The sequence below is a fragment of the Pantoea coffeiphila genome, from assembly GCF_016909495.1.
GTDB classification, from domain to species: domain Bacteria; phylum Pseudomonadota; class Gammaproteobacteria; order Enterobacterales; family Enterobacteriaceae; genus Erwinia; species Erwinia coffeiphila.
Map to the genome: position 1 here is coordinate 827,457 of NZ_JAFBFW010000002.1, position 16,462 is coordinate 843,918.

At 56.6% G+C, this 16,462-nt stretch carries 15 protein-coding genes and 1 pseudogene; 5 read left to right on the forward strand and 11 right to left on the reverse strand.

Going from position 1 to position 16,462, the window contains the following annotated elements; translation table 11 throughout:
• The first annotated feature begins 58 nt into the window (after window positions 1-58).
• Window positions 59-1,171: a porin OmpC gene (gene ompC / locus JOE09_RS09565; RefSeq protein WP_205065585.1), complete on the forward strand. Its 1,113-nt coding sequence runs from the start codon at window positions 59-61 to the stop codon at window positions 1,169-1,171.
• 83 nt (window positions 1,172-1,254) lie between these two features.
• Here the strand turns inward: ompC and crl are convergent, their stop codons facing one another.
• From crl to gpt, 3 genes are all read right to left on the reverse strand, one after another.
• Window positions 1,255-1,656: a sigma factor-binding protein Crl gene (gene crl, locus JOE09_RS09570; RefSeq protein WP_205065586.1), complete on the reverse strand. Its 402-nt coding sequence runs from the start codon at window positions 1,654-1,656 to the stop codon at window positions 1,255-1,257.
• 56 nt (window positions 1,657-1,712) lie between these two features.
• Window positions 1,713-2,963 (reverse strand): esterase FrsA, encoded by a 1,251-nt coding sequence (gene frsA, locus JOE09_RS09575; protein ID WP_205065587.1) that lies wholly within the window; start codon window positions 2,961-2,963, stop codon window positions 1,713-1,715.
• 118 nt (window positions 2,964-3,081) lie between these two features.
• Window positions 3,082-3,540 carry a xanthine phosphoribosyltransferase gene (gene gpt / locus JOE09_RS09580; RefSeq protein ID WP_105590707.1) on the reverse strand — a complete coding sequence of 153 codons (459 nt, stop codon included), beginning with the start codon at window positions 3,538-3,540 and terminating at the stop codon, window positions 3,082-3,084.
• A 258-nt stretch (window positions 3,541-3,798) separates the two neighbouring features.
• Here gpt and pepD point away from each other — a divergent pair, with 258 nt between their 5' ends.
• Entirely contained in the window at window positions 3,799-5,256 is a 1,458-nt protein-coding gene (pepD, locus tag JOE09_RS09585; RefSeq protein WP_205065588.1) for a beta-Ala-His dipeptidase, read from the forward strand.
• A gap of 215 nt (window positions 5,257-5,471) precedes the next feature.
• On the opposite strand, the gene dinB is transcribed toward pepD, so the two are convergent.
• Entirely contained in the window at window positions 5,472-6,527 is a 1,056-nt protein-coding gene (gene dinB, locus JOE09_RS09590; protein ID WP_205065589.1) for a DNA polymerase IV, read from the reverse strand.
• 225 nt (window positions 6,528-6,752) lie between these two features.
• Between dinB and dpaA the strand changes: the two genes are divergently transcribed.
• Entirely contained in the window at window positions 6,753-7,487 is a 735-nt protein-coding gene (dpaA, locus tag JOE09_RS09595) for a peptidoglycan meso-diaminopimelic acid protein amidase (RefSeq protein WP_205065590.1), read from the forward strand.
• Here dpaA and JOE09_RS09600 read toward each other — a convergent pair.
• Window positions 7,458-8,225, reverse strand: coding sequence for a class II glutamine amidotransferase (locus JOE09_RS09600; protein ID WP_105590703.1), 768 nt, complete (start codon window positions 8,223-8,225; stop codon window positions 7,458-7,460). The genes dpaA and JOE09_RS09600 overlap by 30 nt on opposite strands.
• Before the next feature lie 81 nt (window positions 8,226-8,306).
• Complete coding sequence (gene lpcA / locus JOE09_RS09605; RefSeq protein WP_105590702.1) at window positions 8,307-8,885, reverse strand: D-sedoheptulose 7-phosphate isomerase; 579 nt, start codon at window positions 8,883-8,885, stop codon at window positions 8,307-8,309.
• Between the two features lie 218 nt (window positions 8,886-9,103).
• Here lpcA and fadE point away from each other — a divergent pair.
• Window positions 9,104-11,512, forward strand: a pseudogene (gene fadE / locus JOE09_RS09610) (acyl-CoA dehydrogenase FadE); the annotation flags it as partial.
• Window positions 11,513-11,679: 167 nt separating this feature from the next.
• On the opposite strand, the gene JOE09_RS09615 reads toward fadE, so the two are convergent.
• Both JOE09_RS09615 and mtnK read right to left on the reverse strand, forming a co-directional pair.
• The gene (locus JOE09_RS09615) at window positions 11,680-11,844 is read right to left on the reverse strand and encodes a hypothetical protein (RefSeq protein ID WP_205065592.1); all 165 of its coding nucleotides are present in this window, start codon (window positions 11,842-11,844) and stop codon (window positions 11,680-11,682) included.
• Window positions 11,845-12,006: 162 nt separating this feature from the next.
• On the reverse strand, window positions 12,007-13,206 hold the full coding sequence (gene mtnK, locus JOE09_RS09620) for an S-methyl-5-thioribose kinase (RefSeq protein ID WP_205065593.1): 1,200 nt from the start codon (window positions 13,204-13,206) through the stop codon (window positions 12,007-12,009).
• 110 nt (window positions 13,207-13,316) lie between these two features.
• On the opposite strand from mtnK, the gene mtnA reads away from it, so the two are divergent.
• Entirely contained in the window at window positions 13,317-14,342 is a 1,026-nt protein-coding gene (gene mtnA, locus JOE09_RS09625) for an S-methyl-5-thioribose-1-phosphate isomerase (protein WP_205065594.1), read from the forward strand.
• Between the two features lie 206 nt (window positions 14,343-14,548).
• On the opposite strand, the gene JOE09_RS09630 is transcribed toward mtnA, so the two are convergent.
• The 3 genes from JOE09_RS09630 to JOE09_RS09640 are packed head-to-tail and all read right to left on the reverse strand — an operon-like array spanning window position 14,549 to window position 16,388.
• Complete coding sequence (locus tag JOE09_RS09630) at window positions 14,549-15,091, reverse strand: 1,2-dihydroxy-3-keto-5-methylthiopentene dioxygenase (protein WP_105590698.1); 543 nt, start codon at window positions 15,089-15,091, stop codon at window positions 14,549-14,551.
• A complete protein-coding gene (gene mtnC / locus JOE09_RS09635; RefSeq protein ID WP_205065595.1) occupies window positions 15,088-15,777 on the reverse strand; it encodes an acireductone synthase in 690 nt (229 codons plus the stop codon). The genes JOE09_RS09630 and mtnC overlap by 4 nt, the downstream gene beginning before the upstream one ends.
• Window positions 15,774-16,388, reverse strand: a complete 615-nt coding sequence (locus JOE09_RS09640; RefSeq protein ID WP_205065596.1) for a methylthioribulose 1-phosphate dehydratase — start codon at window positions 16,386-16,388, stop codon at window positions 15,774-15,776. Before JOE09_RS09640 ends, mtnC begins: the two co-directional genes overlap by 4 nt.
• Window positions 16,389-16,462 lie beyond the last annotated feature (74 nt).

The window sequence follows — 16,462 nt, forward strand, 5'->3', positions numbered from 1 at the left end:
CCCGCAGCCGTCTGGAATATGAAGGGACATAAACTTTACTCTTTCGGGATTGATAGCAATGAAGAAAAGCGCACTGGCAATTTTAACCGCCGCACTGGCCCTGTCCACCGCCGCTCAGGCTGCTGAAGTTTACAATAAAGACGGCAACAAGCTGGACCTGTACGGCAAAGTGAAAGGCCTGCACTACTTCAGCGACAGCGCTGGAAACAACGGCGACAAATCTTACGTTCGTCTTGGCTTCAAGGGCCAGACCCAGATTAACGACCTGATGACCGGTTACGGTCAGTGGGAATACCAGTTCAACACCAACAACACTGAGAGCACCGACGCACAGACCGGTAACAAAACCCGTCTGGGCTTCGCTGGTCTGAAATTCGGCAGCTACGGCTCCGTCGACTACGGCCGTAACTACGGCGTACTGTACGATGTGGAAGCCTGGACCGATATGTTCCCAGAGTTCGGCGGTGACGGTACTGCACGTACCGACAACTTCATGACCGCGCGTACTACCGGCGTGCTGACCTACCGTAACACCAACTTCTTCGGCCTGGTTGATGGCCTGAAGTTCGCCCTGCAGTATCAGGGTAAAAACGATGCGGGCGGCGCTAACGACCGTACCAGCGTAGCGCGCCAGAACGGCGACGGCTACGGCGGTTCACTGGTTTACGCACTGGGCGACAGCGGCGTGAGCATCAGCGGTGCCTACACCTCGTCTGACCGTACTAACCAGCAGCAGGCTCAGGCTTACGGCCACGGCGACAAAGCGGATTCCTGGGGTACGGGCCTGAAGTACGATGCCAACAACCTGTATCTGGCAGCGATCTACTCTGAAACCCGCAACATGACGCCAATCAGCGGCACCAGCACCGTAACCGGTTCTTCCGTCAGCGGCATGGCGAACAAAACTCAGAACGTGGAACTGCTGGCGCAGTACCAGTTCGACTTCGGTCTGCGTCCATCACTGGGCTATATCCAGACCAAAGGTAAAGATATCGAGAACGGTATCGGCGATGAAGATTTAGTGAAATACATCGATGTGGGCGCAACTTATTACTTCAACAAGAATATGAACGCCTATGTTGACTACAAAATTAACCAGCTGAAAGACGACAACAAACTGTCTCTGAACACCGACGACGTTGTCGCTGTTGGTCTGGTTTACCAGTTCTAAGTTGTAAAACTGTACCACCCCTCGCTGTGTCTACTTAAAACAAAGGCTGGAATTATCCAGCCTTTTCTTATTCTCAGATTGAATCAGGCACTCAGCTTTACCGGCTCCTCGGCAAAATTAGCCGCAGGACGCAAATCCAGTTCCAGTTCAAGCAGCAGGGCCTTCAGGCGCTCATGGAAATTGCGTAACGTCTCTTCGAGGCGGGCATTGTTATCCTTACCCTTTACGGCTGTCGGCTTCCAGTTGCCTTCCTTGTCAAACAGACCAAAGTAGTACTCATAGGTGAAATGGTCCGCCTGCGCTTCCAGTTCCATCCACCAGCCCCAGAATTCTCGTTCTTCCGGTGCAGGTTTCACATTGACGCAAACTGCCAGACAGTCGAAGAAAAAGCGATCGTCTTCACACTTGTTCTCACGGATGTAAGGGCCTAAAGAGCCAAAGCGTTTCATTAAACGGCTCTTAGGATGTCCACTCGGTAACGTCATCGTTAAACCTCCTTGGTTGGGCCTATAGTTGTAGCAAAGTCATGGATTTTAGCAACTCATGCGCTTAACTGCCGGGCCAGCCAGTCGCAAATATCTCGCAGGCCACGGTCGAAATTGTTCATTGAGGGCGAAGGCTTAATCGGTAATAGCTTGCCGCTGACGGAGGAATTCACAATAGCGCGTGACTCCTCCTCCGGGCTGAACGGATCGTTAGCCCAATAGCCGGAAAGCATCGGCACGGTGCAGCGGCGGCCCAGAAGGCCCTGTAGCTTGAGCGAGAAGCGGCTCAGCTCAATACGCAGCGCGCTGTCGGAGGTGCTGGACATCCCCAGACGGCTGGCCAGCATATCCATATACATTTCCGGGACCCGATCCTGAAGGGCGATATCACTCAGCAGGCTATGAACGATGGGGCCAAGGCAGGCCACCGCACGCAGACGCTGAGGTTCAAGATAAGCTAAACGGACGGCGACGTTCGCACCGAAGCGGAAGCCGAAGGCGGCTACACGGGTATGATCGACCCACGCCACCTGCTCGAGCTGGCGCAGTACGTGCTGATGCAGGAAACTGGAATCATGCGTTAGCTTCCATTTAGCGGAAAAGCCCACCGACGGCACGTCCAGGGTCAGCATGGCGATACCTCGCGGCGCGAGATAGTCATGGAAAAGGCGGTAGTGATCGCTTTGCAGCGAATCGAGGTTAGCGCACAGCATCACCGTCGGATAGGGTGCCGATACGCCCGGCGGCATATGCAGGAAGCCGGTCACCGGACTGCCGTCGGGAATGTTGAACGTCAGCTCGCGCAGTTCGCCCGACAGGCGGCTGGTCGCTTCCTGATAGGCACGGTTTGCCAGCAGCTGTGCCTGCTCGGCCAGCTCGTCTTCTTTCAGATAGGGATAGCCCGCCAGGCTGTACAGATTCGCCGCGTGCAGCCAGTGCTGGCCGGACAGCAGATCGTCTTCACATTCGCTGGCCTTTTGCTGCCACTGCGCCCCCTGTTTTGACCATTCATAAATCCAGTTGCCGCTGCGATAGCCAATTACCGTATCCAGCAGCCGATCGTCGGTATGCTCCACCCGGCTGACCGCAATGCGTGCCAGTACTTCGCTGATTTCCTGCGGCGTCAGCCCTCGCCAGGTCCACAGCAGGCGGTTAATCATGCGATACCAGCCAGCATGGCTTTCGCCATCCAGCGCGGAGTTAATGTTTATCGGGCGGTGATGATGCACACGCCGCACCAGCGACGAGGTTTCAGGATGCTTAAAACGCGGTTTGAACAGTTCTTCGCTGAGGTTTTTCGGCGACATGACTGGGAGTTCCTCCGGCATTCTGGACAGATATCCAGTCTATCGTAGCCACAGCTCGCACGCGAAGGATAAAAACAGACGCGCCCGGTAAAACCGGGCGCGCATTGAGCAGCATCAATCAGTTTTTAACAATGGGTGGAATATAGGCAACGCCCATATCCCATGGCTGCTCAATCCAGGTGTTTTGCGGGATGTCGATGATGTAATCGTCAACCAGAGGGCGGCCGGCCGGTTTGGCAAAGATAGTGACAAAACGCGCCTGCGGATACATATCGCGAATCGCCTGCGCTGTGCCGCCGGTGTCCACCAGGTCATCAATTACGATAAACCCTTTGCCGTCCCCTTCTGCACGCTTCAGCACTTTCATTTCACGCTGATTATCGTGGTCGTAGCTGGAGATGCAGACGGTATCAACGTGGCGAATGCCCAGCTCGCGAGCCAGCAGTGCAGCAGGTACCAGGCCACCGCGGCTGACGGCAATAATGCCCTGCCACTGTTCTACAGGAAGCAGGCGCTGTGCCAGTTTACGGGCATGAATCTGCAGCATGTCCCAGGTGACGACGTATTTTTCACTCATAAAAAGATCCCGACCAGAAACTGGCTTAAAAATGTGCAATGGGAAAGGTTGCGCGAAATTATAGAGATCTGAGGCGCTAAAAACCAGCACCAGAGGCGTCGATAACCGCTTTTTTGCCGGGGCGAAGTAAGCAGCGTCTGATAAACGGTGATACTATTTCCCCATCGCGTCAGATCCGCTGACGGGAATTGTCCAACCGAATTTAACGCACGCCCCTGCCTTGATGGCGGTCGGTGGTGCTGACACAGGAGAGCCAACGTGTCTGAATTGTCTCAATTATCTCCGCAGCCGCTGTGGGATATTTTTGCCAAAATTTGCTCCATTCCTCACCCTTCTTATCATGAAGAAGCGCTGGCCAGCCACATTATGTCGTGGGCCAAAGAGCAGGGGTTCTGGCATGAACGTGACCAGGTCGGCAATATCCTGATTCGTAAACCGGCCACGCCGGGCCTGGAAAACCGTAAGCCGGTGGCGCTGCAGGCGCACCTGGATATGGTGCCGCAAAAAAATAACGATACCGTGCATGATTTCACCAAAGACCCGATCCAACCGTGGGTTGATGGGGAGTGGGTGAAGGCGCGCGGAACCACGCTGGGTGCCGATAACGGCATCGGTATGGCCTCTGCGCTGGCCGTTTTAGCCGATAGCAGCGTTGAGCACGGTCCGCTGGAAGTGCTGCTGACCATGACCGAAGAAACCGGCATGGCAGGTGCATTTGGCCTTCAGGCCGGCTGGCTGCAGGCCGATATTCTGATCAACACCGACTCGGAAGAGGAAGGTGAGATTTATATGGGCTGCGCGGGCGGTATCGACTTTACCAGCACCCTGCCCTTGACTCGCGAAGCGCTGCCAGCGGGCTATCAAACGCTGAAGCTGACCTTAAAAGGTCTGAAAGGCGGCCACTCCGGCTGTGATATTCACGTCGGTCTGGGCAACGCCAACAAGCTGCTTTCCCGCTTCCTGTTTGCCCACGCGGCGGAACTCGACCTGCGCCTGATCGACTTTACCGGCGGTACGCTGCGTAATGCCATTCCGCGTGAGGCGTTCGCTACCCTCGCGGTTGCGGCCGATAAGGTCGATCGTCTGAAGTCGCTGGCGGCAGGTTACCTGACCACGCTGCAAAATGAACTGAGCCTGGTTGAGAAAAATATCGCTATCGTGACCGAAGCCGTGGAAAGCAGCGAACAGCCGCTGAATGCCGCAAGCCGCGATGCTTTCATTGCTCTGCTGAACAGCACCCCGAACGGCGTGATCCGCAACTCCGACGTGATGAAAGGCGTGGTGGAAACCTCGCTGAACGTCGGCGTGGTGAAGTTTGAAGGCGACGAAGCGGTCATCAACAGCCTGGTGCGCTCCCTGATCGACAGCGGGAAAGAGTACGTGGTGGAAATGCTCACCGCGCTCGGCCAGCTGGCAGGGGCAAAAACCCTGGCAAAAGGCAGCTACCCAGGCTGGCAGCCGGATGCCACCTCCCCGGTGATGGCGCTGGTGCGTGAAACCTACGAGAAGCTGTTTAACCGCACGCCGAATATTCAGGTGATTCACGCGGGTCTGGAGTGCGGTCTGTTCAAAAAACCGTACCCGGAAATGGATATGGTCTCTATCGGCCCCACCATCACCGGCCCACACTCGCCGGATGAGCAGGTGCATATCGCCAGCGTTGGCCTGTACTGGCAGCTGCTGACCGCACTGCTGAAGGCTATTCCGGCGAAATAAAAGTATTCCCAGCCCGGGGATCCCCGGGTTGGATAATTTTTGCCAGCAAGCCGACACCGCAGCGCACAATACCCGCGCTAAGCCATGTGAGTGTTCACAAAACAGGATATATGCGAACTCTGCCTGTGCTCTTCATGGAATGCGTTATCTGATGAACGCTGCCGCATAACACTGTGGCAGCGTTCTTATTATGCAACGTGCAGCCGTTTCCCTCACTACAGCCCCAGCAGCAGCTGCCGCTCGATCTGCGGATTCAGCAGCGTAACGTGCAGCCCGACCAGCCTGACCCCGCGCCCTCCCCGCCGTTCGTCCCAGCTTTTACGCGCCACGGCAATCAGATCGGCTTTATTCAGCTCCGGCCAGACGTGTTCCTGAGTGGTCAGCTGGAAGTCATTAAATTTCAGCTTCACGCCCTGACGGGCAATCTGGCGGTCCGGCTTGATTTTGATCAGCCGCCGTTCCAGCTCTTCATAGAGTGAATCAATAATATTCAAGCAATCTTCCCAATCGTGGATATCTTCAGACAGCGTACGCTCCACGCCGAGGGATTTACGCTGGCGCTCGGTGATCACTTCTCGATCGTCAAAACCGTGGCTTCGCTCCCACAACACGCGGCCAAATTTACCAAACCGCTTAAGCAGCATTGCCAGATCGCTGTTTTGCACATCGGCACAGGTATTCAGCCCCAGCTCTTCCAGCTTGCGGGCGGTCACTTTGCCGACGCCGGGAATTTTTGCCAGCGGCAGGGCCAGCAGAAAGTCGGGCATCTCCTCGGGGGTAATTACGCACTGTCCGTTAGGTTTATTGATATCAGAGGCGATTTTGGCGAGGAATTTAATCGGTGCCACGCCGGCAGAAGCGGTCAGGTTTAGTTCCTGCTGGATAGTCTGGCGGATTTCCCGCGCCATCAGCGTTGCCGATCCCTGGCAGTGGGGGCTGTCGGATACGTCAAGATAGGCTTCATCCAGCGACAACGGTTCGATCAGCGAGGTATAGCGGGAGAAAATTTCACGGATATGGGCGCTGGCCTCTTTATAAGCGTCATAGCGCCCGGGGATCACTTTAAGATGGGGGCAAAGTTTTAAGGCCATGGCCGTTGGCATCGCGCTGCGCACACCGTATTTGCGTGCAGGATAGTTGGCGGTGCTGATGACCCCACGCGCAACGCGGCTGCCGCCAATCGCAATCGGGATATCGCGCAGGCTGGGATCGTCACGCATTTCTACTGCGGCAAAAAAGCAGTCCATATCAACGTGAATGATCTTACGCATAACGCCCCCCGACAATGCACTGTATAAGTATACAGTTAAATCAGGCGATATCAATAAATGTCGGTTCACCCGCAATCATGGCGCTATTAAGGTATTTAATCTTTCTAATCTTGAGAAAAAAATAGACAATGCTATGGTATCGCCGCGATAGCGGAATTGTCCTATATTGCAAGAAACAGACGCCTTTTGGCGTTGCACTCCACCCTCTTTTTCAAGGGAACAAGAATGGCCAAAATCGCACTGCTGTTTGCGATGATTTTTCTGCCTGCCGTTGTCTTTGCCAGCGTACCCGATGCGGTACAGCCACTGGCGCCGGTCAGCAAAGAGTTAAAGAAACAACTGCTGGGTACACCGGTGTATCTGCAGATCTTTAAAGAAGAACGCACTCTCGAGCTTTACGGCAAGATCGGTAACGAATATCGCCTGCTCGACAGCTATCGCATCTGTAATTTTTCCGGCGGACTGGGGCCAAAACGTCGCCAGGGCGATTTTAAAAGCCCGGAAGGTTTTTACACTGTCGGGCTTTCCCAGCTGAAGCCAGACAGCCGCTTTTATCGTGCGATTAACGTCGGCTTCCCGAATGAATATGACCGCCAGCAGGGTTATGAAGGGAAATATCTGATGATCCACGGCAACTGCGTGTCGATTGGCTGCTATGCCATGACCGATGCCTATATGGACGAAATTTATCACTATGTGGAAGCCGCCCTGCGTAACGGCCAGCAGCGCGTTGATGTCAGCATTTATCCCTTCCGCATGACCGAAAGCAATATGCAGCGCCACCGCTACTCGACCTATTTCAGCTTCTGGAAAGAGCTGCAGCCTGGCTATGCGCAGTTTGTGCAGACCAAACAGCCGCCGTCAGTGAGCGTCAGCGGCGGTAAGTATGTGCTGAGCCGCCCGATGATGAACGGCACAGGTGCACCGGATTCAGCTCTGGCGCTCACCCAGACAAAATAGCGCCCACTCACCTGGGGCAATCTTGTTCCAGGTTTCGTTAGCCGTTAGCGGCTGCGTTGCTATCACCGTGACCACGTCGTTCGGCGTGGTCTGCTTCTGAAAATCAATTTCCACATCCTGATCCAGCAGCTTCGCTTTGCCAAACGGCGCACGACGGGTGATCCAGAACAGATTAGTGGAGCAGAATGCCATCAGATAGCGACCGTCCGACAGCAGCATATTGAATACGCCCTTCTCCCTTAGCTCCCCCGCCAGCTCGGCGATATAGCGGAACACCGCAGGCCAGTTGCCCGGTGTACGCGGATAGCGCGTGGTCAGCTTATGCAGCAGCCAGCAGAACGCCAGCTCGCTGTCGGTTTCGCCGATCGGTCGATAAGGCCCGGTATCCAGATTCTTGTAGCCTTTCAGCTGACCGTTATGGGCGTAGGTCCAGTTGCGGCCCCACAGTTCGCGGGTGAAAGGATGCGTGTTTTCCAGCGACACTTCGCCGCGGTTGGCCTGGCGTATATGCGCCACCACCGAACACGACTTGATTGGGTAATCCTGCACCAGACGCGCAATCGGCGACTGGAAGCTCGGTTGCGGATCTTTAAATGTGCGGCAGCCTTTACCCTCGTAGAAGGTAATACCCCAGCCATCTTTATGCGGACCCGTTCCGCCTCCGCGCTGCACCAGCCCGGTAAAGCTAAAACAGATGTCCGTCGGGACGTTCGCGCTCATCCCGAGCAGTTCGCACATAGTGATTCCTCGTCAACAACCTTGAAACGGATAACCGTGGAGTGCCCGCCGCGCAGCAGCGCCAGCGGGCAACGGCAGGGATTACTTCGCCATCTCTTTTTCGATCAGCAGGATCAGGATATGAATCACTTTAATGTGGATCTCCTGAATGCGATCGGCAAAACCAAAGTGCGGCACGCGGATTTCAACATCTGCCGATCCGTCCATTTTCCCACCGTCTTTACCGGTCAGGGTGATCACCTTCATCCCTTTGGCACGGGCAGCTTCAATCGCTTTAATCACGTTGGCGGAATTGCCGGAAGTGGAGATCCCCAGCAGAACATCACCCGCCTGGCCTACCGCCTCAACATAGCGGGAGAAGATGGCGTCAAAGCCAAAGTCATTGCCTACGCAGGAGATATGGCTGACGTCAGAGATCGCAATCGCCGGATAGCCCGGACGGTTTTCACGATAGCGGCCAGTCAGCTCTTCAGCGAAGTGCATGGCATCGCAGTGCGAGCCGCCGTTACCGCAGGAAAGCACCTTGCCACCCGCCTTAAAGGAATCGGCCAGCAGCACGGCCGCCCGCTGAATGGCGTGGATATTAGCGTCATCGCTTAAAAACTTATTCAGCGTGTCGGCGGCTTCGTTTAGCTCGGCGCGAATGATGTCCTGGTACATAGGGAGAGATCCTTTTTAGGAATAAGTGACGGCTTAAGTTTATCAACTTGCCAGAAGGGCGTGAAGCAATCTCCCTTTCCACCGCGAGGTTTACCCGGATGTGCGGCGCTTTGTGAGCCAGGTTGTAATTATTATGTAAACAGATTGCATCTGAGCCAGTGCTAATCTAAACATATAACCAACAGGTCGGACCTCTTACAACTTACGGAGCGCACGTTATGATGGTTCTCAGTATTGTGGCGACAATCGTGCTGATTGGTGCCCTGTTTTATCACCGCGTCAGCCTTCTGGCTGGCAGCATCGCCCTACTGGCGTGGACCGCCGTTCTCAGCCTTGTGGGTCTGTGGACCTTCTGGCTGTTAATCCCACTGGCCATTATCCTGCTGCCGTTAAACCTGCTGCCGATGCGTCAGGCGATGTTTGGCAAGCCGGTGCTGAACACCTTCCGCAAAGTCATGCCGCCGATGTCGCGTACCGAAAAAGAAGCCATCGATGCCGGGACAACCTGGTGGGAAGGCGATCTGTTCCGCGGCGCGCCGGACTGGAAAAAGCTGCACAACTATCCGCAGCCACGCCTGACCGAAGAAGAGCAGGCATTTCTTAGCGGCCCGGTTGAAGAAGCCTGCCGCATGGCCAATGACTTTGAAATCACTCATGAAATGGCCGATCTGCCGCCGGAACTGTGGGCCTTCCTGAAACAGCATCGTTTCTTTGCGATGATCATTAAAAAAGAGTACGGCGGGCTGGAGTTTTCCGCCTACGCGCAGGCGCAGGTTCTGCAAAAGCTGGCCGGTGTGTCCGGTATTCTGGCGATCACCGTCGGCGTACCTAACTCCCTCGGCCCGGGCGAACTGCTGCAGCACTACGGTACCGAAGAGCAAAAAAATCACTACCTGCCACGCCTGGCGCGCGGCGACGAAATTCCCTGCTTTGCACTGACCAGCCCGGAAGCGGGCTCCGATGCCGGGGCGATCCCGGATACCGGCGTGGTCTGCATGGGCGACTGGCAGGGCGAGCAGGTGCTGGGCATGCGCCTGACCTGGAACAAACGCTACATTACCCTCGCTCCCGTTGCCACCGTGCTGGGCCTGGCGTTCAAACTGTCTGACCCGGAAAATCTACTGGGCAACACCGAAGAGCTGGGCATCACCTGCGCGCTGATCCCAACCCAAACTCCGGGCGTGGAAATCGGTACCCGCCACTTCCCGCTTAACGTGCCGTTCCAGAATGGCCCAACCCGCGGTAAAGACATCTTTGTGCCGATTGATTTTATTATCGGTGGCCCGGCGATGGCCGGTCAGGGCTGGCGGATGCTGGTTGAGTGCCTCTCTGTTGGTCGCGGCATCACCCTGCCGTCTAACTCCACCGGCAGCCTGAAAAGCATTGCGCTGGCGATTGGTGCCTACGCTCATATTCGCCGCCAGTTCCGTCTGCCGATTGGCAAGATGGAGGGCATTGAAGAGCCGCTGGCGCGCATTGCCGGTAACGCCTATGTGATGGATGCCGCCGCGTCGCTGATTACCTACGGCATTATGCAGGGAGAAAAACCGGCGGTGCTGTCGGCGATTGTGAAATACCACTGCACCCACCGCGGCCAGCGGGCGATTATGGATGCGATGGATATCGCCGGGGGCAAGGGCATTATGCTCGGCAACAGTAACTTCCTCGCCCGCGCCTATCAGGGTGCACCGATTGCAATTACCGTTGAAGGCGCAAATATTCTGACCCGCAGCATGATCATCTTCGGTCAGGGGGCGATTCGCTGCCACCCTTACGTGCTGGAAGAGATGGAAGCCGCGCAGAATAACGACGTGGCGGCCTTTGACCGGGCGCTGTTTAAACATATCGGCCACGTTGGCAGCAACAAAATGCGCAGCCTGTGGCTGGGCCTGACCGGCGGCCTGACCAGCGCCTCGCCAACCCGCGACGCCACCCGTCGCTACTATCAGCATCTGAACCGCATCAGCGCGAACCTCGCCCTGCTGTCGGATATTTCCATGTCGGTACTTGGCGGCAGCCTGAAGCGCCGCGAACGTATCTCGGCGCGCCTCGGCGATATTCTCAGCCAGCTTTACCTCGCCTCGGCGGCACTGAAGCGCTACGACGATGAGGGCCGTAACGAAGCCGATCTGCCGCTGGTGCACTGGGGCGTGCAGGATGCGCTGAATCAGGCTGAAACGGCGATTGACGATCTGCTGCGTAACTTCCCGAACAGAATGGTCGCGGGCCTGCTGCGCGTGGTGATCTTCCCGACCGGCCGCCACTGTCGTGCGCCGTCCGATCGCCTGGACCACCAGCTGGCGCGTATTCTGCAGCTGCCTTCGGCTACTCGCAGCCGTCTGGGACGGGGTCAGTATCTGGCACCGAGTGAACACAATCCGGCGGGCCAGCTGGAGCAGGCCTTAACCGATGTCATGGCGGCGGAAGTGATCCACGAACGCGTGTCGAAAGAGCAGAAAAAACACCTGCCGTTCACCCGCCTGGACGTGCTGGCCGCCGAAGGTCAGCAGGCCGGGTGGCTGACCAAAGCCGAAGCCGACGTGCTGATCCGCGCCGAGGCCAGCCGCCTGCGTTCCATTAACGTTGACGAATTCGACGCTGATTCGCTGGCGACCCGTCCGGTGAAAGCCGAGGGTTCTGGTAAGGTCGCGCTGGATAAATCCGCTAAGTCTGGGGAATCTTCGGCGACAGTACAGGCTCAATCGGGCAAGCAGGATGATGCAGCCACGGTCACGTTGGAGAAACCCGCTGCGGTAAAGCCGCAGGGGGCGGGTAAAACCGAAGCGGCGTAGCTTCAGGCTGCCTGCGTTTGACGGCCTGACGATGCTGCCTGGCGGTTACCTTTGTCAGGCAGCTCAGGCAGCTCAGGCAGCTCAGGCAGCTCAGGCAGCTCAGGCAGCTCAGGCAGCTCAGGCAGCTCAGGCAGCTCAGGCAGCTCAACCGCATCAGAAACGCGCAATAAAAGAAACGCCAGCCTGCAAGGGTTGGCGTTTTTATTTCGCTGACTAAGCTGCTACACATGCTATCGCGACGGGCAACCTGCCCATGCCATCAGCATTCAGCATTCAGCATTCAGCATTCAGCATTCAGCATTCAGCATTCAGCATTCAGCATTCAGCATTCAGCCATTCTGGCGGATACGCATAATCAGCGCATCAATATCCGGCACGTGGTTAGCCAGCAGGATCAGGCTGCGGCCGAGGGTAATCGCCTGGCGCACGCACTCCACCTGCATCGCACGGTCATCGATGTTTTTAATATCAGCGACCTGTGACATGCCGACGGTACGGCGGATCAGCTCGGTGCCGCAGTAGCCGATAGTGTCGCTCCACACCTTACCGAGGAACTCACGCGCGTATCCCGGCGTCGCCAGCGCGCGATCGGTACTCTTCTCGGCGGCCAGCGCCAGGAAGCCTTCGGCAAAACTGTTCCAGGTATCGCGCACGTCGTTCAGGCGCTGTTCGCGGGCATCAGCAGCTTCCCGTGGCACCAGCAGCCCCGGCGCGGCGCAGTAGCTAATCAGCAGGTTACCGATCGCCGTGCCGATATCAAAACCAATCGGGCCATAGAAACCAAACTCAGCGTCGATCACCTTCAGGCGGCCTTCAGCAACGAAAATCGAGCCGCTGTGAATATCCCCGTGCAGCAGCGCTTCGGCATTACTGAAGAAACGATGCTTCAGCCCGGCAACCGCCACTTTCAGCTCTTCATCGTCGCGAAGGGCTTCGGCCAGGCGCTCCAGCTCACGCGGATAGGCGTTGCGATCGTGCTGCTCGTACGGTTCATTGAAGAACAGCTCCTCGGTGATGTCACACAGTTCCGGGTTGGTAAAACGGATCACGTCCTTTTTCTTCTGATACGGATGCTGGAAGAAATCAGAGGTATGGAACAGCGTCTGCGCCAGGTAACCGCCCAGCTGCGTCGCGGCCAGAGGATAGTTTTTCCCTTTTACCAGCTCGCCGCGCCAGATGGCGTGATCGGAGAGATCCTCCATCACCATCACCGCCAGATCGGCATCGTAATGCAGGATCTTAACCGTATGCTCCGGGCAAAACCTGCCGTGCTCAATCAGGGTTTCCGCTTCCAGCCTTGCCCGGTCGAGGGTCAGTGGCCAGGATTCGCCCACGCAGCGGACGTAAGGCAGCGCCTGCTTGACGATAATCCGGCTCACGCCCTGGGTATCAAAAATCTTAAACACCAGGTTAAGATTACCATCGCCCACTTCCAGCGAATCAACCAGGCTGTCAGGATTATCCACGCCGCCAAACTGGCGAGCATATTCCACGGCATCCGCTGCAGTGAACGTACGGTATTGCGACATTACCCTAACCCCCATAAGACAAATTCGTTTTAATAAGCCGTTCAGACGTCTATACATCCATCAGACATGTTGGCACAATGTGTCGCATTAATGCAACCAGGATTTCACTTATGCAGACACTCAGCACCACCAGCCTACAGATCCGCGACAATCAACTGTGGGTACTCGATCAGCAGGCCCTCCCGCAGAAAAAAACCTGGTGTCCGACGCCCGATGTGGCCAGCCTGGTTGAACACATCAAAACACTGCGGGTGCGCGGTGCGCCGCTGATTGGACTGTCTGCCAGCCTGCTGCTGGCGCTGCTGGCGGAACAGGGAATGCCGCGAGCTGAACTTGCGGAGGCACTGGAAATCCTGCGCGCTTCACGCCCGACGGCCGTTAACCTGATGAACAATCTCGATCGTATGAAGTTAGTGCTGGCGCAGGACAATTATGCCACCGCGCTGACCGATGAGGCGCTGCGTCTGGTTGCTGAGGATAAAACGCTGTGTGACAACATCGCCGAAGCGGGCAGCACGCTGATCGTTCCGGGCAGCCGCCTGCTGACCCACTGTAATACCGGTGGACTGGCGACCGCTGGCGTCGGCACCGCGCTGGGGGTCATCGCCCGCGGCTGGCAGCAGGGAAAAGTCGCCAGTGTGTGGGTCGATGAAACCCGTCCTTTATTGCAGGGGGGACGCTTAACGGCGTGGGAACTGGGTGAACTCGGCGTCCCCTACCATCTTATTTGCGATTCAATGGCCGCCAGCCTGATGGCCCAGGGCAAAGTTGATGCGATCTGGGTCGGAGCGGACCGCATTGCCGCCAATGGCGACGTTGCCAATAAGATCGGCACCTACAGCCTGGCGGTACTGGCGCAGTATCATAATGTGCCGTTCTACGTTGCCGCACCGCACACCACGCTGGATCGCCACTGCCCGGACGGCAGCGCCATTCCGATCGAGCAGCGCGCGGCCAGCGAAGTGACCGGCGTGGCGGGCAGCTTCGGTGACGTCACCTGGGCACCGGAAGGCGCGCAGGTTTACAACCCGGCGTTTGACGTTACGCCAGCGTCGTTAATCAGCGGATGGGTTCTGGATACCGGCGTGGTCACACCGGAGCAGGTGACTGCGGGTGTCTTCCAGCCACGCGTTTAACGAATAGAATCAGCGGGTCGGAAAGGGTCCGCTGCACCGAGAATGCCATTACCCCTTGCGCACGGATCGCTGCAAAGCTATGGCTGACGCTCGCTTCTCCTCGACACGGGTATTCCGAAGTGAACGGAGTGTGAAGTACGGGGTTCGGGGTAAAGGGGTTCGGGGTAAAGGGTACGGGGGCTGAAGCAGCGCCCCCGTTATGCAAATTACGGCAGGCGCGGATAGGCATCGGCGATGGTGTCGCCGGTGAAATTGGCGATCCAGCCTTCCTGATTGTCGAAAATACGGATTGCGGTGAAGTGCGGCGCGGAACCCATATCAAACCAGTGCGCGGTGCCTTCCGGCACTGAGATCAGATCGTTCTTCTCGCACAGGATCTGGTAAATATGACCATCCAGATGCAGGCAGAACAAACCTGCGCCCTCAACAAAGAAGCGAACTTCATCTTCCGCGTGGGTGTGCTCCGAGAGGAACTTGGTGCGCAATACGTCTTTCTGAGGGTTATCCGCACGCATGCTGATCACATCCCAGCTCTGATAGCCTTTCTCGGCGACCAGGCGATCGATAGCATGCTGGTAAGCTTTGATAACCGTTTCAGAATCCGGGTTTTCCCCCAGATCGCGATCGGCTTCCCAGCGCTCAAAGCGCACGTCTTTGGATTTCAGCTTCTCGGCGATTTCCGCCGCATCGGTACTGTGCCAGACCTGGGTGGCCGCATCGGTATCGGTAAAAATAGTCAGTGCACTCATGAATTCAACAGCTCCTGGTTAATCTGATCAAAACCTGAAACCTGGCGATGGCTGCTTTCGGCATCGGCCTCGCCACGTATTAACTGAAGGGTATTCCAGCCCGCTTCCCGTGCGGTGTCCAGCTCCTGGTGGATATCGGATAAAAACAGCAGTTCCGCCGCGGGTAGCGCAATCTGCTCCGCGATGTTGCGATAGGAATTCACTTCGCGCTTGGCACCGACGTGAGTATCGAAGTAACCGCTGAACAGATCAGTGATATCACCCGCATCGCTGTAGCCAAATAACAATTTCTGCGCTGCTACTGAGCCAGATGAATATACATACAGCGCGATGCCCTGCTGCTGCCACTGTTTCAGCGCAGGCAGCACATCGGCATACAGATGGCCGGTAAAGCTGCCGTTCAGATAGCCGTCGCGCCAGATCATGCCCTGTAGCGCTTTCAGCGCGGTGGACTTGCGATCTTCATCCATAAAGCCGTACAGCACTTCAATCAGCTCCTGTGCCGTGGCATCCGGGCGGTTCACTTCAGCGCGCAGATCGGCCAGCGCCTGAGCCACCGCAGGCTGCTGCTCGTTGCCTTTAATAAAGGCAGGCAGGTTTTCACGGGCATAGGGGAAAAGAACATTATGAACAAAGCGAATATCGCTGGTGGTGCCTTCAATATCGGTAACAATAGCGCGGATCATTGGCTCTCCAGAACGCGGCGTTGCAGTTCGCACTGGAAAAGGAATTCCAGTCCTTCAAGATGGCGGCGCGCCTCGTTAACGTCTTTGCCCCAGCAGGTCAGACCGTGGCCGCGCAGCAGAAAACCGTAGCGCAGCGGATTCTGCGCGGCAAACTGCTCGATGCGCTTCGCCAGGCCATCAATATCCTGATCGTTATCGAACAGTGCAATCGGCACACAGTCCAGATGGCTGTGCTGGCCCGCCAGCGTTTTCTGCATTTCGTAACCCTGCAACTCCAGCGCAGCGCCTTTCTCCACGCGTGACAGCACCGTTGAGTTAACGGTGTGGGTATGCAGAACGGCTCCGGCTTCGGGGAACAGGCGATAGATCAGCGTATGCAGACCGGTTTCTGCGGAAGGTTTACGCCCCGAAGGCACGCGATTACTGGCAATTTCTACCTGAATAAAGTCATCACGGGTCAGGCTGCCCTTGTCTTTACCGGATTCACTCAGCAGGCAAAACTCCGCGTCCTGACGAACGGACATATTGCCGCCGGTGGCCGGAGCCCAGCCGCGTTCGCCAATCCAGTGACAGGCGCTAACCAGCTGATCCAATTGTGAGGTCTGGGTCATCTCTTTTTTTATTCCTCTGGGACTATTTTATTCCGGGCTTACATTTAGCCGTCTAAGCGTCTCGATTGCCAAAT